General features: G+C 63.3%; 20 protein-coding genes and 1 pseudogene. 9 read left to right on the top strand and 12 right to left on the bottom strand.

What is annotated here, in order from left to right; genetic code table 11:
* Nucleotides 1-82: 82 nt before the first annotated feature.
* Genes RTQ46_RS20985 through RTQ46_RS20975 form a run of 3 tightly spaced genes read left to right on the top strand, consistent with a single transcriptional unit; the run spans nucleotide 83 to nucleotide 2,552 of the window.
* Nucleotides 83-580, top strand: coding sequence for a pilus assembly protein (locus RTQ46_RS20985; RefSeq protein ID WP_312439528.1), 498 nt, complete (start codon nucleotides 83-85; stop codon nucleotides 578-580).
* The gene (locus RTQ46_RS20980) at nucleotides 580-1,191 is read left to right on the top strand and encodes a TadE/TadG family type IV pilus assembly protein (RefSeq protein ID WP_312439527.1); all 612 of its coding nucleotides are present in this window, start codon (nucleotides 580-582) and stop codon (nucleotides 1,189-1,191) included. The genes RTQ46_RS20985 and RTQ46_RS20980 overlap by 1 nt, the downstream gene beginning before the upstream one ends.
* On the top strand, nucleotides 1,191-2,552 hold the full coding sequence (locus RTQ46_RS20975; protein WP_312439526.1) for a VWA domain-containing protein: 1,362 nt from the start codon (nucleotides 1,191-1,193) through the stop codon (nucleotides 2,550-2,552). Before RTQ46_RS20980 ends, RTQ46_RS20975 begins: the two co-directional genes overlap by 1 nt.
* 43 nt (nucleotides 2,553-2,595) lie before the next feature.
* Here the strand turns inward: RTQ46_RS20975 and RTQ46_RS20970 are convergent, their stop codons facing one another.
* The 4 genes from RTQ46_RS20970 to RTQ46_RS20955 all read right to left on the bottom strand — a co-directional run bounded on the left by RTQ46_RS20970 (nucleotide 2,596) and on the right by RTQ46_RS20955 (nucleotide 7,283).
* Complete coding sequence (locus RTQ46_RS20970) at nucleotides 2,596-3,249, bottom strand: hydrolase (protein ID WP_312439525.1); 654 nt, start codon at nucleotides 3,247-3,249, stop codon at nucleotides 2,596-2,598.
* 359 nt (nucleotides 3,250-3,608) lie between these two features.
* A complete protein-coding gene (locus RTQ46_RS20965) occupies nucleotides 3,609-5,078 on the bottom strand; it encodes a M23/M56 family metallopeptidase (RefSeq protein WP_312439524.1) in 1,470 nt (489 codons plus the stop codon).
* 3 nt (nucleotides 5,079-5,081) lie between these two features.
* On the bottom strand, nucleotides 5,082-5,459 hold the full coding sequence (locus RTQ46_RS20960) for a BlaI/MecI/CopY family transcriptional regulator (RefSeq protein ID WP_312439523.1): 378 nt from the start codon (nucleotides 5,457-5,459) through the stop codon (nucleotides 5,082-5,084).
* Between the two features lie 87 nt (nucleotides 5,460-5,546).
* Nucleotides 5,547-7,283, bottom strand: a complete 1,737-nt coding sequence (locus RTQ46_RS20955) for a methyl-accepting chemotaxis protein (protein WP_312439522.1) — start codon at nucleotides 7,281-7,283, stop codon at nucleotides 5,547-5,549.
* Between the two features lie 266 nt (nucleotides 7,284-7,549).
* Here RTQ46_RS20955 and RTQ46_RS20950 point away from each other — a divergent pair, with 266 nt between their 5' ends.
* Nucleotides 7,550-8,920: a DEAD/DEAH box helicase gene (locus RTQ46_RS20950; protein ID WP_312439521.1), complete on the top strand. Its 1,371-nt coding sequence runs from the start codon at nucleotides 7,550-7,552 to the stop codon at nucleotides 8,918-8,920.
* A 238-nt stretch (nucleotides 8,921-9,158) separates the two neighbouring features.
* A pseudogene (locus RTQ46_RS20945) lies at nucleotides 9,159-9,283 on the top strand (IS1595 family transposase); the annotation flags it as partial.
* 17 nt (nucleotides 9,284-9,300) lie between these two features.
* Here the strand turns inward: RTQ46_RS20945 and RTQ46_RS20940 are convergent.
* Entirely contained in the window at nucleotides 9,301-9,750 is a 450-nt protein-coding gene (locus RTQ46_RS20940; RefSeq protein ID WP_312439520.1) for a hypothetical protein, read from the bottom strand.
* 124 nt (nucleotides 9,751-9,874) lie between these two features.
* Between RTQ46_RS20940 and RTQ46_RS20935 the strand changes: the two genes are divergently transcribed.
* The 3 genes from RTQ46_RS20935 (at nucleotide 9,875) to RTQ46_RS20925 (ending at nucleotide 11,619) form a co-directional block, all read left to right on the top strand.
* Nucleotides 9,875-10,648, top strand: coding sequence for a hypothetical protein (locus tag RTQ46_RS20935; protein ID WP_312439519.1), 774 nt, complete (start codon nucleotides 9,875-9,877; stop codon nucleotides 10,646-10,648).
* Nucleotides 10,645-11,091, top strand: a complete 447-nt coding sequence (locus RTQ46_RS20930; protein ID WP_312439518.1) for a hypothetical protein — start codon at nucleotides 10,645-10,647, stop codon at nucleotides 11,089-11,091. Before RTQ46_RS20935 ends, RTQ46_RS20930 begins: the two co-directional genes overlap by 4 nt.
* 87 nt (nucleotides 11,092-11,178) lie before the next feature.
* Nucleotides 11,179-11,619, top strand: coding sequence for a VOC family protein (locus tag RTQ46_RS20925; protein ID WP_312439517.1), 441 nt, complete (start codon nucleotides 11,179-11,181; stop codon nucleotides 11,617-11,619).
* A 155-nt stretch (nucleotides 11,620-11,774) separates the two neighbouring features.
* On the opposite strand, the gene phbB is transcribed toward RTQ46_RS20925, so the two are convergent.
* The gene (gene phbB / locus RTQ46_RS20920) at nucleotides 11,775-12,533 is read right to left on the bottom strand and encodes an acetoacetyl-CoA reductase (protein ID WP_312439516.1); all 759 of its coding nucleotides are present in this window, start codon (nucleotides 12,531-12,533) and stop codon (nucleotides 11,775-11,777) included.
* Between the two features lie 161 nt (nucleotides 12,534-12,694).
* Between phbB and RTQ46_RS20915 the strand changes: the two genes are divergently transcribed.
* Nucleotides 12,695-13,570, top strand: a complete 876-nt coding sequence (locus tag RTQ46_RS20915) for a universal stress protein (RefSeq protein WP_312439515.1) — start codon at nucleotides 12,695-12,697, stop codon at nucleotides 13,568-13,570.
* A gap of 5 nt (nucleotides 13,571-13,575) precedes the next feature.
* Here RTQ46_RS20915 and RTQ46_RS20910 read toward each other — a convergent pair whose 3' ends face one another.
* The 6 genes from RTQ46_RS20910 to RTQ46_RS20885 all read right to left on the bottom strand — a co-directional run bounded on the left by RTQ46_RS20910 (nucleotide 13,576) and on the right by RTQ46_RS20885 (nucleotide 17,663).
* Nucleotides 13,576-13,938: a hypothetical protein gene (locus RTQ46_RS20910; RefSeq protein ID WP_312439514.1), complete on the bottom strand. Its 363-nt coding sequence runs from the start codon at nucleotides 13,936-13,938 to the stop codon at nucleotides 13,576-13,578.
* 94 nt (nucleotides 13,939-14,032) lie between these two features.
* Nucleotides 14,033-14,608 (bottom strand): hypothetical protein, encoded by a 576-nt coding sequence (locus RTQ46_RS20905; protein ID WP_312439513.1) that lies wholly within the window; start codon nucleotides 14,606-14,608, stop codon nucleotides 14,033-14,035.
* A gap of 109 nt (nucleotides 14,609-14,717) precedes the next feature.
* Nucleotides 14,718-15,461, bottom strand: coding sequence for an amino acid ABC transporter ATP-binding protein (locus tag RTQ46_RS20900; RefSeq protein ID WP_312439512.1), 744 nt, complete (start codon nucleotides 15,459-15,461; stop codon nucleotides 14,718-14,720).
* Complete coding sequence (locus RTQ46_RS20895; protein WP_312439511.1) at nucleotides 15,458-16,150, bottom strand: amino acid ABC transporter permease; 693 nt, start codon at nucleotides 16,148-16,150, stop codon at nucleotides 15,458-15,460. Before RTQ46_RS20895 ends, RTQ46_RS20900 begins: the two co-directional genes overlap by 4 nt.
* Nucleotides 16,147-16,827, bottom strand: coding sequence for an amino acid ABC transporter permease (locus RTQ46_RS20890; RefSeq protein ID WP_312439510.1), 681 nt, complete (start codon nucleotides 16,825-16,827; stop codon nucleotides 16,147-16,149). The genes RTQ46_RS20895 and RTQ46_RS20890 overlap by 4 nt, the downstream gene beginning before the upstream one ends.
* A gap of 5 nt (nucleotides 16,828-16,832) precedes the next feature.
* Entirely contained in the window at nucleotides 16,833-17,663 is an 831-nt protein-coding gene (locus RTQ46_RS20885) for an ABC transporter substrate-binding protein (RefSeq protein WP_312439509.1), read from the bottom strand.
* Between the last annotated feature and the right edge of the window lie 178 nt (nucleotides 17,664-17,841).

The following is a 17,841-nucleotide window of genomic DNA, read 5'->3' as shown; positions in this document are numbered from 1 at the left end:
TATAAAATGGCGTCGGGCAAGTGCGCGCAACGCCACACCCCGTCACGCCGCCAGGCGTGCCTCTTTTCTTTGGATATCAGACATGATCCTTTTCAAGGCTGCAGGCCGCTGCCAGCCATCGCGCCTGAAGCAGGCCAGACAGGCAGGGGCGACGGTCGTCGAGTTTGCCATCATCGCACCGGTGTTCCTGCTGCTGATGATCGCCGTGATCGAACTGAGCATGGCCTATTTCGCCAACCTCACCATGCAGCACGCGGTACGCGAGGGCGCACGCTATGCCGTGACGGGCCAGAGCAATCTCGACCCGAATGCCTCCAACCAGCAGCGCTACCAGGCCGTCATTCAAAAAATGAAAGACAGCTCGATGGGCATGTACGACAAGGTCAACCCCGTCATCTCGGTCAATGGCGTCAACACGACCAGTGCCAGCATGTTCGGCAATGCTGGCGACATCGTCGTCATTTCCGTCGATTGCAGCTGGCCTTTCTCGACCCCGATGATTGCGGCCTTTTTCAAGGATGGCAAAGCGCACTTCGTGGTGGCGGCAACCATGCGCAACGAGAGCTTCGGTGGCCTGTGATGAAAAGACTTTCTTTCTCTTTCCCCCGGTGCAAGGCCCGCGGCATTGCCGCAGTTGAATTTGCTATCGTCCTGCCGCTGCTGGCCCTGCTGCTGGTGATGGTAGTCGACCTGTCACGCGCCATCCAGGCCAAAATCATCCTGCTCAATATCAGCCGCGAAGGCGCCAACCTGGCCGCACGCGCCACGTCCGACCTGGTCGGCTCCAGCCAGACCATTCTCAACGCGCTGGCGGCGACCACCCCGCCGCTGGACATGAATAAACGCGGCATGATCTACATCACCAAGATCATGGGCCCGGCAACGGCGGGCCAGCCCAATATCGTGCTGGAGCAATACCGCTGGAACGCCGGCGTGAAAAGCAGCGGCTACCAGCCTGCCAGCCAGGTGTGGAACTGCGGCGGCTGGGACAGCAATGGCACTTGCACCACTATTCTAAAAGGCGCCAGTGCGCCTACTGTCACCCTGATGCAGAAGCAGCTGGCCGATGGCGAACTCATTTATGCCGTGGAGACCTTCTATAACTTCGACGTGTTGTTCGGCACATTACAGATCGGCAGCACGACTACCCCGGTACTGGGACCCAACCTTTATTCGATGACGGTGTTCTGATGCGCATTCCTTACAGACGACAAGACGGACAGGTACTGATACTGGTGGCGCTGTGCGCGATCGTGCTGATCGCCTCGGTGGGACTGGCGGTAGATTCCGGCCTGGGCTACCTGGTCAAGGCAAAACTCAATTCGGCAGTCGATTCGGCCAGCCTGGCGGCGGCGCGCAGCGTGACGCTGGGCGACACCCAGACCGAGCAGGCAGCCAATGCGCGCCAATCGGCAAAAGAATTCTTCAACATTAATTATCCCGACAAATTCCTGCTGTCGACACCGACCCTCAATCCGGTCGGCGTCACCTTCGACAAGGGCATGGTAACGATCGACGTGTCGGCCACCGCATCACTGCCCGTATCCCTGATGGGAGTACTCGGTTTCAAGACGCTGGACGTGGCCGCCAGCGCGCAAACCATTCGCAAGGACCTCGATATGGTACTGGTGATGGATACGTCTGGTTCGCTCAATGGCAATGCAAAAGCTGTCAGGGCTGCCGGGGTGTCGTTCCTGAACAAATTCAATACAACGGTGGACAGGGTAGGATTGCTGCATTTTGCCAGCGGCGTCCAGCTGGACCTGCCGATCAAACCTGTCAATCGCGGCTTTGACCGAACGATCGCATCGACAGCGATCAATGCATTCAATTTTACCGGCGGCACCAATTCTTCGGAGGGGATGTGGCAGGCGCGCAGTCAACTCAACAGCATTGAGCAGATCAACCGCTCCAGCCTGCGGGTGATCGTATTTTTTTCCGATGGTTCGCCAGCAGCATTTTCTTCGTATTTTTTCCCTGGTAGCACTACTTGCAAGTCAACGGGAACGATCGCCACTCTCACCGACAAACCCGGTAGCGCCTCGCCGCTGCGCGGCCTCTACAGAATGGATGCAACCGATACGGAACTGGCGCCCACTACCTCCTGCGACGTTGACAAGCTCACCACCCTGCCTGACTGGTATAACATGCAAAATGACGCAGCCCGCACCTACAGCGCCACGGTACGCGAATTTCCTATCGTCACCACCACACCGCGCGTGGTCACCAACTCGCTGGCCACGCCGCTGCTGGAATGGACCAATGTGCACCGCGCCTCACGGAATCTGGCAGAAGCGATCGCGACCAAGGCGCGCCAGGAAGGCATTTTTGTTTTCACGCTCGGCATGGGCGCCTCGCTGACGGCAGCGGAAGGACCCGACGCTGAAAAAGGCGAAGACCTGCTGCGCTGCCTGGCCAACACCGTGGACGCGCCAAGCCGCTGCCGCAAGGCGGCCGAGCCCGTCGGCCTGTACTGCTACGCCGCCACCGAAAGCGATCTCAGCCCCTGCTTCACGCGCCTGGCCTCGGCCATCCTGCGCATCTCGAAATAAAAAACCCCGCCACGCAGGCGGGGTTGCAGTACTCAACCTGGCATCAATGCCCTTCGCTGGCATTGAACATGGTCTTCGCATAAATCAAGCCCAGGCCATAGCCGCCGCCGTGCGCCACGGCAGTGGCCACGGTTTCGTTGTAGGTCTCGCCACGGGCCCAGTCGCGCTGCAATTCCAGCAGGTATTGCACCGACGTCATCGGCTGGGCGCCCGCCTGTATCATGCGCTGCATGGCCATCTGGTGCGCTTCGTCCGAGACGTCGCCGCTGGCGTCGGCGATCACGTACACCTCGAAACCCTGCTCCAGCGCGGATAGTGCGGGGCCGACGATGCATACCGAGGTCCACAGGCCGGCCAGCACGATCTTGCCCTTGCCGTGGGCATTGACGCGCTCGGCGATGCGCGCATCTTCCCAGGTATTCATGCTGGTACGGTCGATCGGCGCCAGTTCCGGGAACACCGTCTGAATTTCACCGAAGATCGGGCCGGAGAACGATTTTTCCGCCACCGTGGTGAGGATCGTCGGCACCTTGAATTCGGCCGCCGCCTTCGACACCAGCGCCGCATTGTTGCGCAGCAAAGCCAGGTCGATCGAGCGGGTGGCAAACGCCATCTGCGACTGGTGATCGATCATGATCAGCGTGTGGTCGTTCGGGGTCAGCAGTTTTTGAGCGGCTTGGGCGGTGGCGACAGGCATGATGGTTTCCTTTAGAAAATTGAAATTGGTCGAAAAAATTGAATATCGTAAAACGTGATTGGTACTGCCTGGCCTTCACTCTATGTCTGTATGTGCCGGGCCAGTGCTGTGCAGTATGCAGCACGTATCGCGAAATTTAAAACGCAAAGTTTGCGAGGTTATATTCGATATTTTCGAATATTGATTTTGAGCGTTATAACCTCCCTTGCGGCAGCGCGCGCAAGCCAAGATATCGGCTTGTGGCATCAAAAGCCTTTAAAGTCGGGGGGTGAGATCGTGCCGGTTGAATGAACCCCAAGCTCGGGAAATGCCGGGGTCGGACCCTGAGGGTCCGACCCCAGCCCCTGCTGTTGGGTTAATCAACGCCCGAACTGTTCCTTGCGCACGCGCAGGGCGCGCGCCGTGGCTTTGGCGTCCAGGCCGGCCAGCCATTGCTGCGGGTCCTGCAAGTGCCCGTTGCGGCTGACCTGGAAATGCAGGTGCGGTCCCGTCGCCATGCCGGTGGCGCCCACCGTGCCGATGGCCTGCCCTGCCGTGACCGCCATGCCGGTGGCGAGCCTGACCTGGTCGAGATGGGCGTACAGCGACTCGACGCCGCCGCCATGATTGATCCGCACGGCCTTGCCCAGGCGCGCATCCTCGCTGACGCTGGCGATGCCGTCGGCCGCCGCATGGACGGGCGTGCCGCGCCTGGCAGCCAGGTCGATGCCGCTGTGACCCTGCGGCGTGACCGGGCGCACCACACCGAAGAAGCCGGTGACGCGCATGGTGTCGAGCGGATTGCGCCATGCCGCTGGCGCCGTGGCTGGCGCGGCCAGCATGGCAGCCGGCACTGCGGCGACCGTCCACGCCAGCGACGGCTGCAGCGCCAGGCTGGCCGCACCGATGGCGCACAGGGCCGATCCTGTCAGCACCCGCATCGCCACAGGCTGGCGCTTCTGCCCTTCGCGCATCCGCATCACGCGCTCGGCCATCACGCGCGTGCCGCCCCCGAAGCCCAGTCCCGGCAGCGGCTGCATCTGCAGGCCCAGTTGCTTTACCAGCGCCGCCGCATATTGCTGGCATTCGCGCGGGGGACGCCCGGCCAGTACCTGGCGGTCGCAGCCCAGCTCCTGCGCCCAGGCCAGCTTGCCGGCCAGCCAGCGTGCGGCCGGATTGAACCACAGCAGCGCCTGCAGCAGCGTCGCCAGCAGCAGGATCAGCGGATCGCGGCGGCGCGCATGGGTCAGCTCGTGGACAATCACCAGTTGCTGCTGCTCTGGCGTGAACTGCGCCAGATGGACCGGCAGCAGCAACCGGGGACGCCAGACGCCGACCAGCATCGGCGAAATCGGCGCGTCCACTTCCAGCGCATCGATGCCATGCAGATGGCGTGGCTGCGCCAGTTGCAGCAATGTGCGCAGCATGGCGCGGCCACGCTGCCAGCGCCAGGCCGTGCACACCAAACCCAGCAGATAGATCAGGCTCCAGGCGGGCGGCGCCAGCGCCAGCCACGCCATGCCCGACGGCGGCGCGGTGGCGGGCGCATCGGTTGCCATCGGCAAGCCGGGCGCGAGATGGCCCAGTGGGCCCAACGGGTCCAACGGGTTTAACACGGCCAGCGCAGCCGGCACGCCGACTTCGGGTACCACGCTCAGTTGTTGCGTCGCTGGCAGCAAGGGCAGTACAAAGGCGGCGGCCAGCACCAGTTGCGCACCGAGCCAGACACTGCGCTGCGCCGCCAGCGCAGGCCAGTGCCGCGCTGCCTGGCTCAGCAAGCCCCACAACAGCAGGCCCGTCAGCATGCAGGCAACGCTGGCCTGCACCAGGGTCAGCGACAGCAGCAGCATCGCCTACTCCTTCGACTCAAGCGGCCAGTCCTGCAGCAGCTGCTCCAGCTGCGCCAGTTCCTGCCGGTCGACCAGCTTGCTGCCGGTGAACATGCTGACCGGCAAAGGACTGTCCAGTTCCATCACGCGCTGGCCAAAGTCGCGGGCAAACGCGGCCAGCGTGCTGACCTTGTCGGCCCGCGTTTCATATACCTGTACGCCCTGCTCGCTGCGCTGCACCAGCATGCCTTTTTCCAGCATGCGCTCGACAGTCTTGCGCGTCGATGAAAACGACCAGCCCAGTTCGGCCTCGACGCTGGCGTGCAGCGCGCGGGCCGACAGCGGCTGGCCTTTCCACAAGGCTTTCAATAGCGTCAGTTCGGTAACGGAGGGCGTGGCCATGGGAATCCTTTGCAATAACGTGTGCAGCGATTATGCGACCGCTGTCACACGCCGTGCAAGCACTTTCCGCGACCGCTGTCACACACCCTAGAATTCTTCCCACTCATCTTCGCCGGGACGCGGCTTGCCGGCTGGAGCGTGCGGCGCCAACGGCGCCCTGGCAAGGGTGACTGGCCCGGCCGATTTGGCCGGCGTGGCCGCCAGCACTTTCACGGGCGCGCGCGTCACCATGCGCGCGCGGGCAACAGGACGGCTGGCGACAGCAGCTGCTTCGCCGGTGCGGAACACGCCCACCGCCTCGGCCAGCCGCGCCGCCTGGTCCTGCATGGCTTCGGCAGCGGCGGCGGCCTGTTCCACCAGCGAGGCATTCTGCTGGGTGACCTGGTCCATCTGGACGATGGCCTGGTTGACCTGCTCGATGCCGGCGCGCTGCTCGTCGCTGGCGGCGGCAATTTGCCCGACAATGCTGCTGACCTTGTGCACGCTGTCGACGATGTCGCGCATGGTCAGTCCCGCTTCATCGACCAGGCGCGCACCGCTTTCCACCTGCGCCACCGAGTCGTTGATCAGCTCCTTGATTTCGCGCGCTGCCTGGCCTGATCGCTGCGCCAGGTTGCGCACTTCGGTAGCCACCACCGCAAAGCCGCGTCCCTGCTCGCCCGCGCGCGCCGCCTCGACCGCCGCATTCAGCGCCAGGATATTGGTCTGGAAGGCAATGCCGTCGATCACGCCGATAATGTCGACGATCTTGCGCGACGAGTCATTGATCGAGCCCATGGTGTCGACTACCTGCGCCACCACCGCGCCGCCCTTGCCGGCCACGCTGGAGGCCGAAGCGGCCAGGTCATTGGCTTCGCGCGCATTGTGGGCGTTCTGTTGCACCGTGCTGGTCAGCTCTTCCATCGAGGACGCGGTTTCCTCCAGCGAACTGGCCTGCTGCTCGGTGCGCGACGACAGGTCGAGGTTGCCGGCGGCGATCTGGCGCGAGGCGGTGGCGATGCTGTCGGTGCCGCCGCGCACTTCGGTAACGATGCGCAGCAGGCTGGCCGTCATGTCGCGCAGCGCCTGCATCAGCTCGCCTGTTTCATCTTTCGATTTTACTTCCACGCGCACCGTCAGGTCGCCCTCGGCTACTTGCCGCGCCACCTCGATGGCCGAGCGCAGCGGCCGGCTGATATTGCGCGCCAGCCACATCGCGATCATGGCGGCCAGCAGCATGGTCAGCGCGCCGCCACCGAGCAGCACCCAGCGCGTCTGCGCCTGCCGGCCGGCGGCGGCGCTGCTGCGCTCGGCCAGCAGCGCGGTTTCAGCGTCGCCGACTTGCGCCAGCAGCGCGCGCATGGCGTCCATGCCCTGCTTGCCCTTGCCCTGCCGCTCCAGTGCCAGCACCGGCTCGATCTCGGCCGTGCCCTGCGCCACCGCGCGCCGCATGGCGATCACCGGGTCGAGCGCGCTGGAGAGCCACCCCTGCTGCGCCGTTTCCAGCTGCGCCAGGCGCTGCTGCTGGGCCGGGTTGTCGCTGGTCAGGGCGCGCATCTGCCCCAGCTGTTCCGTAAACGAAGCCTTGCCTTTGGTATACGGATCGAGCGAACTGTCCAGGCCCGTGACGACATAGCCGCGCTCGCCCGTTTCCATATTGAGCAGGCTTTCCAGCAGTTCATTCGATTTTGCCAGCACCTGGTACGTATGGGTGTTGATGGCGTTGGCCTCGGACAGGCGGGCAAAGTTGACGGAGGCGACGGTGACGAGTACCGCCACCAGCAGCACGGTGGCGCCAAAGCCGCCGTACAGGCGGGTGGCGATGCGTAGATCGGCAATGCGCATGATTATTTCTCCTGGGTGAAAAATCGTGGCGGCGCGGCGCCTCCCGCGCTAAGGTGACGGAAATATTATCAAAAAGTTTAAATGAGGCGCGCCACCCACACAACCTTTGATCTGAATCAGTTACAGCGCTTTTTCTCCATGCTGTTATACTTCGCGTGTGCGGCACATATGACCAGTCCCCTTGCCGCTGTCTTTTGACTCCTAATCTGATTGCCTGCGACTGGCGCCTCCCGATGGCGACAGGCCGATCTCACAATAAAGTTACCATGTCCTTTTCCTCCCTCGGATTGTCCGACGCTATCGTACGTGCCGTTACCGAACACGGCTACACCGTGCCGACCCCGATCCAGACCCAGGCGATTCCTGCCGTGTTAGCTGGCGGCGACCTGCTGGCCGGCGCACAAACCGGTACCGGCAAGACCGCCGGCTTTACCCTGCCCGTACTGCACCGCCTGTCGACCGACGCCAATGGCGCAGCCATTACCAGCAACAGCTCGACGCGCCCGATCCGCGCCCTGATCCTGGCGCCGACGCGCGAACTGGCGGCCCAGGTCGAAGAAAGCGTGCGCGCCTACAGCAAGTACACCAAGCTGAACTCGACCGTGATCTTCGGCGGCGTCGGCATCAACCCGCAAATCAAGCAGCTGAAACATGGTGTCGACATCCTGGTGGCCACGCCGGGCCGCCTGCTCGACCACATGGGCCAGGGCACGGTCGATCTGTCGAAAGTGGAAATCCTGATCCTTGACGAAGCCGACCGCATGCTGGACATGGGCTTTATCCGCGATATCAAGAAAGTGCTGGCCGTGCTGCCGCCGAAGCGCCAGAACCTGCTGTTCTCGGCTACCTTCTCGGAAGAGATCAAGGCCCTGGCCGATGGCCTGCTGAACAAGCCAGCCATGATTGAAGTGGCGCGCCGCAATTCGACCGTCGAAGTGATCAAGCAGAAGATCCATCCGGTCGACCGCGACAAGAAACACCCGATGCTGTCGCACCTGATCAAATCGAACAACTGGACGCAGGTGCTGGTATTTACGCGTACCAAGCATGGCGCCAACAAACTGGTTGAACAGCTGGGCGCCGATGGCATCGGCGCGCTGGCGATCCACGGCAACAAGAGCCAGTCGGCCCGCACCCGCGCGCTGTCCGAGTTCAAGGACGGCACGCTGCAAGTGCTGGTCGCCACCGACATCGCCGCGCGCGGTATCGATATCGACCAGTTGCCGCACGTCGTCAACTACGACCTGCCGAACATTCCGGAAGATTATGTGCACCGTATCGGCCGTACCGGCCGTGCCGGCGCCAAGGGCGAAGCCGTGTCGCTGGTCTGCGTGGATGAACACGAAATGTTGAAAGACATCGAAAAGCTGATCAAGCAAACCCTGCCGCGCGAAGTCATCGAAGGCTTCGAGCCGGACCTGAACGCCCGCGCCCAGCCTGTGCAATTGCGCAGCGGTACCGGCGGCCACCGCAACAACAGCCGTGCGCCAGCCGGCGCCGTGGTGCGCGTGAAAACCGGCGGCAGCGGCGCCAAGCCGCGCAGCGCCGGCCCGTCGGGCGGCGGTGGCGGCGGCAACCGCTCCGGCAACGCGCCGCGTTCGGCAGCGAACCATCGTTCGGGCGGCCGCGGCCGTTAATATCATGCCGCAGGCTTGCGGCTGATAAAAAAACCGTCCCTCAGGCAACTGACGGACGGTTTTTTTTTAAGCTCTGTCAGTGGTAAATGGGGGAATGTTCCTGCGTGCCTGAGGTCTAACTGATCAGACCTTTCCATACAGGAGCACATCATGCGTCCAGAGCAATGGCAGGCTTTCATCGCCCAGTTCGCGCAGTTGTCCCCACGCCAGCGTATCGCCGGCGCCGATTTGCTGCGCCATGGCGACCCGCTACTTGCCCAACTACCTGGGCTGGCGCTGGATACTCGACGCGCGCCGCATCATGTCGCCCGAGAGCTTGCTCAAAGCCACTCTCGGTTTTTTCCACACATGACAGTGACATAGCCTTTTTTATGGCAAGCTCAGCGTTTGATGCCCGCTTTGCCACTGGCCAGCGCCTTGGCGCGGTAGGCGTCGACTTCACGCGCAGCCTTGTCAAAATCGAGGCCGTTGATCGCATCGCGGATCGCGTCGTACTGGATTTCCTTGGCCAGGTCCATGCTGGCGCGCTTGGTATTGACGTAGGTTGATTTTTGCGTTAGATCGGAACGGATGTTCAGTGCCGTATCCGTCAGCATCACGCTGACCCAGCCGACAGAAACGCCATCGAGCACCGTGGCCTGGCCGGAGACGCTCAGGCTCAGCTTCTTCGCGTTGAGCACCGCGCACTTTGCATCGTTGATCGGCCAGCCGCCGGCGGCCACCACCGTAGCGCGAATATCGTCGCTGGTCTGGTTGTTGAACGTGCATTCAGCGTGTGCCGACGACAGCGCAGCCAGCAATGTCATGCCGGCGAAGACGGATTTTTTCATGTTGGAATTTTCTCGATATGAACAAAATAATGAATGGCAGCAAGATGCCATAAAAGTTGCTTAATCGCAATACCTTTAGCAATCGGCCGGCGACAATATCTATTCCGCCACCATGCCGACCATCATGAAGCCCCTGCCTTTTTTCGCCGCTGTGCTGCTGTGCCTGCTGCTGGGCGCTTGCGCCGCCAAGCCCGCCCCACCCCTTACCCGTCAAGTGCTGGCGCTGGCCGACGACGCCAAAGCCTTGCAGGCATTCGGCGAGCTGGCGCTGCGCCACCGTGACAGCTATCACCGGCTGCGGCCCTATCTGAACCCGCAGCAGGACGCCAGCGAACAGGCGCTGGACCAGCAGCGCCGCGCCATGCATGCCGACGTCGCGCTGATCCAGCAGGGCCTGGCGCAGTATCTGCAGGGCCTGGGCCAGCTGGCGCGCCAGGACCGGCTGGCCTACACCAGCGAGATCAACAGCGCCGGCGTCGCGCTGCGCGCCTGGCCCGGTACCGGCATCGCCGACCGGGAAGTGACGGCGTATACGATCTTGCTGCGCCTGCTGGCGCGCATGCGCGGGGAACAGGCGCAGCGGCAGACACTGGGCCAGGCGCTGCGCGACGGCAACGCGGCAATGCAGACGCTGGTCTCGGCGCTGACCACCTTGCTGCGCCTGTACGACAAGGCCGGCGACAATGAGCGCGATATTGTGCTGGGCCTGCTGGAAATGGATATCGCCTTCGCCGATACGCCATCGCAGCGCCTGCTGGCCGTACTGGCCAAGACGGTACAGCAAAGCAAGACGGACGAATACCGGCTGTACGGTCTGCGCCATACGCTGGCGCAGCGGCAACTGGCGGCGCTGGCCAGCGAGCATGCGCGGCTGGCCGCGCTGGAGGAACTGCCATGAGCGAACGCCGCGAAGCTGCGCTCAGCAACGCCATGCGCGTCGAGCAGCTGGCCGACAGCCTGTCGCAGGCAGCCGCCGCCCTGCATGCGGCCGTGATACGCGCCATCCGCAAGCGCGCCAGCCTGGGCGAGGCCGGCATCAGCCAGGCCGAGGCGCAGGCCGTGTTTGCGCTGGAAGTGGAACTGCGCCAGCAGGCCAATACACTGTATGCCGATGCGGCCGGCCACGCCATCACGGGGCTCGACACGGCCCAGCGCCAGCTGAGCGGCCTGCTCGATGCGGTGCGCCAGCGCATCGCCCGGCATGACCATGTCAGCCACTGGATCAGCCTGGCCACCGGCCTGCTGAACCTGGGCCGCGCCGTGCTGGCGCGCAGTCCGGAACGCATCCTGGCGACGTTCGATACCGTGCGCGAACGGCTGCAGGAGGTTGCCGGCGAGTGATTGCAATCGGCGCGGCGCTTCCTATAATTCCAATGCGACTGCGCCGCGCGGCAATGGCGCCGCCGGAATCCATCAAGGGAGGCCATCATGCGTATCGAACCGTATCTGCAATTTAATGGCAACTGCGCGCAAGCGTTCGAATATTACCGCCAGCATCTGCGTGGCGAAGAGCTGTGCCTGATGCCGTATCGCGGCAGTCCGGCCGCCGACCAGGTAGGCGCTGACTGGCAGGACAAGATCATGCACGGCAGCGTGACGCTGGGGCCGACCATGCTGATGGGCGCGGACGGCGGCTGCCCGGGCGAGGGCGGTGACGCCAATACCATCGACAGCCAGCAGGGCATGCGCGGATCGGCCGTCTGCCTGACGGTGGACGAGCCGGGCGAAGCGGAACGCGTGTTCGGCGCACTGGCGCAAGGCGGCAAGGTGCAGATGCCGCTGCAGGAAACCTTTTGGGCACGCAAGTTCGGCATGCTGCAGGATCAGTTCGGCGTGGCCTGGATGATCAATTGCCTGAAGCCGGCCTGAAACCATCGACACCGGCAAACAACAAAGGGCAAGGCATCGCTGCCCTGCCCTTTGTCTTCGTGCCTGCCGCATGCCGCCACTCCGCTACTGCTCCAGCGCCTGCCCGCCTCTGCGTGCCGGCTGGGCGCCGGGTCTCCTCCACTGCCAAAATCTGTTCAACTCATGTGCTGTCCGCCGTTGATGGCGATATTGGCGCCCGTGACGAACGCCGCTTCGTCGGACGCCAGGTAAGCCGCCAGCGCCGCCACTTCCTCGGGTTCGCCAAGGCGGCCCAGCGGAATCTGCGGCAGGATCTTTGTTTCCATGATCTCGGCCGGCACGGCCGTCACCATCTGCGTGCGCAGGTAGCCGGGAGAAATGGTGTTGACGGTGACGCCGTAGCGCGCCACTTCCAGCGCCAGCGATTTGGAAAAGCCGTGCACGCCCGCCTTGGCCGCCGCATAATTGCACTGGCCGAACGCGCCCTTCTGCCCGTTGACGGACGAGATATTGATAATGCGGCCCCAGCGGTTTTCCAGCATCGGTTCGAGCACCTGCTTGCTCATGTTGAACAGGCTGTCGAGATTGGTGCGCATCACCTCCTGCCAGTGCACGCGCTCCATCTTGCGCATGCTGTGGTCGCGTGTAATGCCGGCATTGTTGACCAGTACGTCGACCCGGCCGAACTGCTGCAGCACATGGCCGACGGCCGAGCGGCAGGCCTCGAAATCGCTCACGTCGGCGGCCAGCGCATGGAAATTGAAGTTGTCCGCGCGCTGCTCTTCCAGCCAGTGCGCCACGCGCGGGTTGCCTGGCGTATGCGTGGCCACCACGGCAAAACCGGCGCGCTGCAAACGACGGCACAGTGCCGTACCCAGACCGCCCATGCCGCCCGTCACCAGCGCCACGCGTTGTTCCACACCCTGTTCTGCCATCTCGTCTCCTTGAATTGTTTTTCTGAGTGGGATCAAGTGTAGGAGCTGTTTTTATGGCCGGCCTTGCGCAAGATCAAGCGATCGGCCTGGTGCTGCCGTGCGCAGGCCCACTCCCTCTCTGTGCCAGAATGGGCCTGGTATTCTGTTGAAAAGGTGGAGACATGACATACAAGACCGTATTGCTGCATATCGATGACGGCGCCGGGCGCGATGCGCGCGTGGCGCTGGCCGCCAGCGTGGCGCAAGCCTGCGGCGGCCATCTGACGGGTGTGGCGCTGACCGGCGTATCGCGCCTGCTGTACCAGCACCAGCCCGACCTGGATGCCGATCCCAACCTGACACTGCACCTCAATTTCCTGCGCGAGCGGGCCGCCCGTGCGCTCGACGGTTTCGAGCAGCAGGCCAGCGGCTTCGGCGTGGCCTCGTACGAGCAGCGCGTGGTCGATGACGAAGCGGCCGGTGGCATCAGCCTGCTGGCGCGCTATGCCGACCTGGTGGTCATCAGCCAGTACAATGCCGAGGACAAGTCGCCGTCCGTGATGCGCGATTTTCCGGCCTATGTGCTGCTGCACTCGGGGCGGCCGGTGCTGATCGTGCCGCATGCACTGCGGGCTGAACAGTTGGCGCCGGCAGCCCATCCGGCAGCGGCAAACAATGTGCTGATTTCATGGAATGGCAGCAAGGAAGCAAGCCGTGCGGTGAGTGCCGCCCTGCCGCTGTTGCAACGGGCAGGCCAGGTGCACGTGGCCGTGTTCGACGCGCAGCTGCATGCGGCCGAGCATGGCGAAAACCCGGGCGCCGATATCCTGCAATACCTGGCGCGCCACGGCGTGCAGGCGAAACTGCTGTTGCTCGACGGGGGCGCCACGCGGCGCGGCGATATCGGCGACGCGCTGCTGTCGCAAGCTGCCGACCTGTCGGCCGACCTGCTGGTGATGGGCGCCTACGGCCACTCGCGCCTGCGCGAAACCATCCTCGGCGGCGTCACGCGCACAGTGCTGCAAAGCATGACCATCCCCGTGCTGATGGCGCATTAACTTTTTTATTCTTCTGAATGCCAGGGCTGGCTGCGGATCTTGGCCACCTGGCGCTGCGCCAGCCATTGCCACAGCTGCAACGCGTCGTCCTGCTCCAGCGCCGTCATGCGGCGCGGACTGGCCAGCGCGATCTCGCAATCGCGGTCCGACCACTCCTCGAAAGTGACTTCGCCACCGCTAGTCACTTCCACTTGGTACATCAGGCCGTCATCGTAACCAAAGCGCAGCATGGCGCTGGCCGGATTGCCATCGGCCACCGTACCGGCATCGTGATACACCTGGTCCAGCGCTTCGGACAGCTGGCTGGGCGTGGGGGCGCTGACGTCGCGCCCATCAGGCCGGGTAAGAATAAACCATGCTTGTGTCATGATGCCCCCTATTCCTGCTCGTTGGCTGGCACTATCGATGTAAATAATAGTAACAGGGAACTTGTCGCACACACACACGTTTATTATCGCGCCTCTAGGCCACCAGCACCGGGATGCTGAGCGGATCGAAGTCCTGCCAGTCGCCGTTGACGATGGTGCCTTCGGCTTCCTCGATATTGCGTGCACCCAGTTCGTGCAGGGTCGCCAGTGCCTTTTCGCGATCCGCGACGCCATCGAGGGCCACGGCAATCAGCATGCCGGGCTGGCGCGGGCGGCGCAGGTTTTCATGCGGACTGCCTTCGCCGGGCTCCACTTCTTCCGACTCGCCAGCGCCCTTCATCTTGTTCAGGCTGTACAGCGAGCCCACGTGGGCGCCGACCAGTGCGCCGACCACCGGACCGATCGGGCCGGTCACCAGCACGGCCGCTGCGCCCACGCCGGCACCGACGGCGGCCCCGACAGCGGCACCCTCGGCAATGCCTTCCGGCGTTTCCTTGGCGCCCGGCGACATGTCGCGGTCGCCCCCGAGCTCATGCAAATCATGCTGGCCCGGCTGGTTGACGAAAAAAGCGCTGATGCGGCTGTCGGGAAAGCCTGCCTGGATCAGGGCCGCGCGCGCTGCGTCGACCTCGTCCTGTAACTGGAAATGCCCTGCAAGGATACGTGACATGATGGTTCTCCTGGTCGCGATTGTCGATGATCGGCGCACGGGCGCCACGGTCACCAGAGTGCGCCTGCAGGGCCGAGACGACTGTACGCTTGCGCACGTTGCCAAAAAATCAGCCGGCCGCCGCCCAGGGACTGCGGATATCGGCCAGGAATTGCCGCGCGCGCGGATGCTGCGGCCGGCTGAAGAATTCGCCGGGCGTGGCCCGCTCCAGCACCTTGCCATGGTCCATGAACCAGACCCGGTCGGCCACCTCGCGCGCAAAGCCCATCTCGTGCGTGACGCAGACCATGGTCATGCCGTCCTGTGCCAGGTCACGCATCACCTGCAGCACCTCGCCCACCATTTCCGGATCGAGCGCGCTGGTCGGCTCGTCGAACAGCATCAACGGCGGCTGCATGGCCAGCGCGCGGGCAATCGCCACGCGCTGCTGCTGGCCGCCGGACAGGGCGGCCGGCATGGCCTTTGCCTTGTGCGCCAGGCCGACGCGGTCGAGCAGGTCGAGCGCGCGCTGTTCGGCATCCTGGCGCGACAGGCCGCGCAGCCGCTGCGGCGCCAGCGCGCAATTGTCCAGCACCGATAAATGTGGAAACAGGTTGAACTGCTGGAACACGAAACCGATCTGCGAGCGAAATGCGTTCACCTCCAGCCCCGGTGCATGGATATCCTGGCCCGCCACCGTGATGCGGCCCGAGGCGATGGACTCCAACCGGTTGATGGTGCGGATCAGGGTCGACTTGCCCGACCCGGACGGCCCGCAGACCACCAGCACCTCACCTTTGGCGACCTGCCCCGAAATACTGTCAAGCGCGTGATGGCTACCATAGTATTTGCTGACCTTCTCAAACGTGATCATGCGGCAGCTTTCAAGATGCGGGCCTGGCGCCGCTCGAGCCAGAAGGCGGCGCGCGACAGGCTGAAACAGAGAATGAAGTACGTCAGTCCCAGCAGGAAATACACTTGCACCGGTTTCGTCAATACCAGGCCATTGATCTGCGAGGCGATGAACGACACTTCGGACAGGCCGATAATGTAGCCGAGCGAGGTTTCCTTGATGGTCGAGACGAACTGGTTGACCAGCGACGGCAGCATATGGCGCAGCGCCTGCGGCAAGATAATCGCGCGCATGGTGGACACATAGCCGAGACCGAGCGAGCGGGCCGCCTCGAACTGTCCTTTCGGCACTGCCTGCACGCCGGCGCGCACGATTTCCGCCAGGTAGATCGCATCGAATACCACCAGTGCCGCCAGCATGGTGCCGAACTGGCCGCTTTCGTGGCCCGTCAAGCTGGGCAAAAAGAAATACGCCCAGAAAATCACCAGCAGCAGCGGCACGCCGCGCACCAGCTGGATCAGGCAGGCTACCGGCCAGCGCAGCGCGCGCCACGGGCTGATGCGGGCCAGGCCCAACAGCAGTCCCAACGGCAGGCTCAGCACCAGCGCCAGGCTGGCCAGCAGCACCGTCAGCGCCAGCCCGCCCAGCGGGCCGTCCGGATAGCGGCCGACCAGGAAATACAGCCAGTAATCGTGTATCAGGTCGATCATCGCGCCAGCCTTTTCTGCAGCAGGAACGCCACGCCGGCGATCAGCAGCGAGATCGCCAGGTAGGCGGCGCTGGCAAACGCAAACGCTTCCACGCTGCGAAACGAGGCCGTTTCCACGCGCTGGGTCTGGTACATCAGCTCGGCCACGCCGATCACGGTGGCAATGCTGGTGTTCTGCCACAGGTTCAGGGTTTGCGACAGCAGCGGCGGCGCGGCCAGGCGCAGCGCCTGCGGCAGGATGCACAGGCGCATGGTTTGCAGATAGCTGAAGCCGAGCGCCCGCCCTGCTTCAAACTGTTGCACGGGAATTGCGCGGATGCCGCTGCGGATATCTTCGGCCATGTAGGCGGCTGTATACAAGGTCAGCGTGACGACGGCGCTGGTCGCTTCGATATTGCCGGCGTACAGTTGCTCCTTCCACTGCTGCGGCAGCAGTTCGGGCGCGGCAAAATACCAGAACAGGAAATGCGCCAGCAGCGGCACGTTGCGGATCAGCTCGATATACAGCATGCCCACGGCATTGAGCAGCCGCGATGGCGCCAGGCGCAGCATGGCCACGACGCAGGCCAGCGGCAGCGCCAGCAGCAAGGTCATGCCCATCAGCAGCAAGGACATCTGCAGTCCGGCCAGCAACCAGTCGAGGTAGTCGCCGGACAGCAAAACTTGTGGATCAAACATGCCGCTTAAGAAGCGATCTTGTCCGAGTCGATCTTGAAGGTGCGTTTTTCAAACTTCACATTGCTGGTCGGGCCATACCATTTGAAAAACAGCTTTTCCGCCTCGCCCGATTTTTCCAGGCCGCGCAGCACATTGTCGACCGCCGTCTTGAAACCGGTTTCGCCCTTGCGGATGCCGAACGCCAGCACTTCGTGGCTGATGTTTTGCGGCAACACCAGATAGTCCTTTTGCGCCGCGCCCAGCTTGCCGTAATTGTTCAGCAAGGAAACTTCATCGTCGACATAGCCGGCGCCCTTGCCCTGCTGCAAACCGAGGTAGGCCTGGCCGGCCGTTTCGAACGTCACCACCTCGACGCCGGGCACGGCCTTGCGGATATTCGGCTCCTGCGTGCCGCCCTTGACGGTCAGCACTTTCTTGCCGGCGAGGCCCGCAACGCTGCTGATATTGCTGCTCTTTTTCACCAGCACGCGCTGGCCGGTGGCAAACGTCGACAGCGAAAAATCGATCAGGCTTTCGCGCTCCCTGTTGTGCGTCAGCGAGGCGGTCAGGATATCGATGCGGCCCTGCTGCAGCTCCGGGATACGGGCGGCCACCGCCAGCTGCTTGAGCACGGGTTTCACGCCCAGGCCTTTGGCGATCTCGCGGCACAGATCCACTTCGTAGCCGACCAGCTGGCGCGTCTTCGCATCGATAAAGCTGTTCGGCTCGTCCGTCCCCAGCGTGCCGCACACCAGCTCCCCCTTGGCCTTGATATTGGCCAGCTGGTCGGCATGCGCCAGCTGGGTAAACGCGACGGTGGTCAAGACAAGCGCGGCGAGGTGAAGACGGGTCTGCATGGAAATCCTGTGGTGACATGAGCAATGCCGCCATTAGACCGCACGCGTTATATTTGCAAAAAGGAATATTTTCGGGTTTGCTTATGAGAAAATTTACTTATTACTTGACACCGCCAACAATGTTGTCGGATTACGGCCTGCGGCCTAATCCGACCTTGTATTATCCCCTCATGCCGTT

Source organism: Janthinobacterium sp. (assembly GCF_031995485.1).
GTDB lineage: Bacteria > Pseudomonadota > Gammaproteobacteria > Burkholderiales > Burkholderiaceae_D > Janthinobacterium.
Note: the sequence above shows the minus strand (reverse complement) of the source record. Positions and strands in the feature narration are given on the sequence as shown.

Bases quoted from the DNA above. Each gene is read 5' to 3' on its own strand.
- RTQ46_RS20935 (WP_312439519.1), top strand. From the start codon at position 9,875: ATGAAGCCCCTGCCTTTTTTCGCCGCTGTGCTGCTGTGCCTGCTGCTG.
- RTQ46_RS20985 (WP_312439528.1), top strand. From the start codon at position 83: ATGATCCTTTTCAAGGCTGCAGGCCGCTGCCAGCCATCGCGCCTGAAG.
- RTQ46_RS20950 (WP_312439521.1), top strand. From the start codon at position 7,550: ATGTCCTTTTCCTCCCTCGGATTGTCCGACGCTATCGTACGTGCCGTT.
- RTQ46_RS20975 (WP_312439526.1), top strand. From the start codon at position 1,191: ATGCGCATTCCTTACAGACGACAAGACGGACAGGTACTGATACTGGTG.
- RTQ46_RS20905 (WP_312439513.1), bottom strand. From the start codon at position 14,608: ATGTCACGTATCCTTGCAGGGCATTTCCAGTTACAGGACGAGGTCGAC.
- RTQ46_RS20970 (WP_312439525.1), bottom strand. From the start codon at position 3,249: ATGCCTGTCGCCACCGCCCAAGCCGCTCAAAAACTGCTGACCCCGAAC.
- RTQ46_RS20895 (WP_312439511.1), bottom strand. From the start codon at position 16,150: ATGATCGACCTGATACACGATTACTGGCTGTATTTCCTGGTCGGCCGC.
- RTQ46_RS20890 (WP_312439510.1), bottom strand. From the start codon at position 16,827: ATGTTTGATCCACAAGTTTTGCTGTCCGGCGACTACCTCGACTGGTTG.
- RTQ46_RS20925 (WP_312439517.1), top strand. From the start codon at position 11,179: ATGCGTATCGAACCGTATCTGCAATTTAATGGCAACTGCGCGCAAGCG.
- RTQ46_RS20980 (WP_312439527.1), top strand. From the start codon at position 580: ATGAAAAGACTTTCTTTCTCTTTCCCCCGGTGCAAGGCCCGCGGCATT.
- RTQ46_RS20910 (WP_312439514.1), bottom strand. From the start codon at position 13,938: ATGACACAAGCATGGTTTATTCTTACCCGGCCTGATGGGCGCGACGTC.
- RTQ46_RS20960 (WP_312439523.1), bottom strand. From the start codon at position 5,459: ATGGCCACGCCCTCCGTTACCGAACTGACGCTATTGAAAGCCTTGTGG.
- RTQ46_RS20885 (WP_312439509.1), bottom strand. From the start codon at position 17,663: ATGCAGACCCGTCTTCACCTCGCCGCGCTTGTCTTGACCACCGTCGCG.
- phbB (WP_312439516.1), bottom strand. From the start codon at position 12,533: ATGGCAGAACAGGGTGTGGAACAACGCGTGGCGCTGGTGACGGGCGGC.
- RTQ46_RS20915 (WP_312439515.1), top strand. From the start codon at position 12,695: ATGACATACAAGACCGTATTGCTGCATATCGATGACGGCGCCGGGCGC.
- RTQ46_RS20940 (WP_312439520.1), bottom strand. From the start codon at position 9,750: ATGAAAAAATCCGTCTTCGCCGGCATGACATTGCTGGCTGCGCTGTCG.
- RTQ46_RS20900 (WP_312439512.1), bottom strand. From the start codon at position 15,461: ATGATCACGTTTGAGAAGGTCAGCAAATACTATGGTAGCCATCACGCG.
- RTQ46_RS20930 (WP_312439518.1), top strand. From the start codon at position 10,645: ATGAGCGAACGCCGCGAAGCTGCGCTCAGCAACGCCATGCGCGTCGAG.
- RTQ46_RS20955 (WP_312439522.1), bottom strand. From the start codon at position 7,283: ATGCGCATTGCCGATCTACGCATCGCCACCCGCCTGTACGGCGGCTTT.
- RTQ46_RS20965 (WP_312439524.1), bottom strand. From the start codon at position 5,078: ATGCTGCTGCTGTCGCTGACCCTGGTGCAGGCCAGCGTTGCCTGCATG.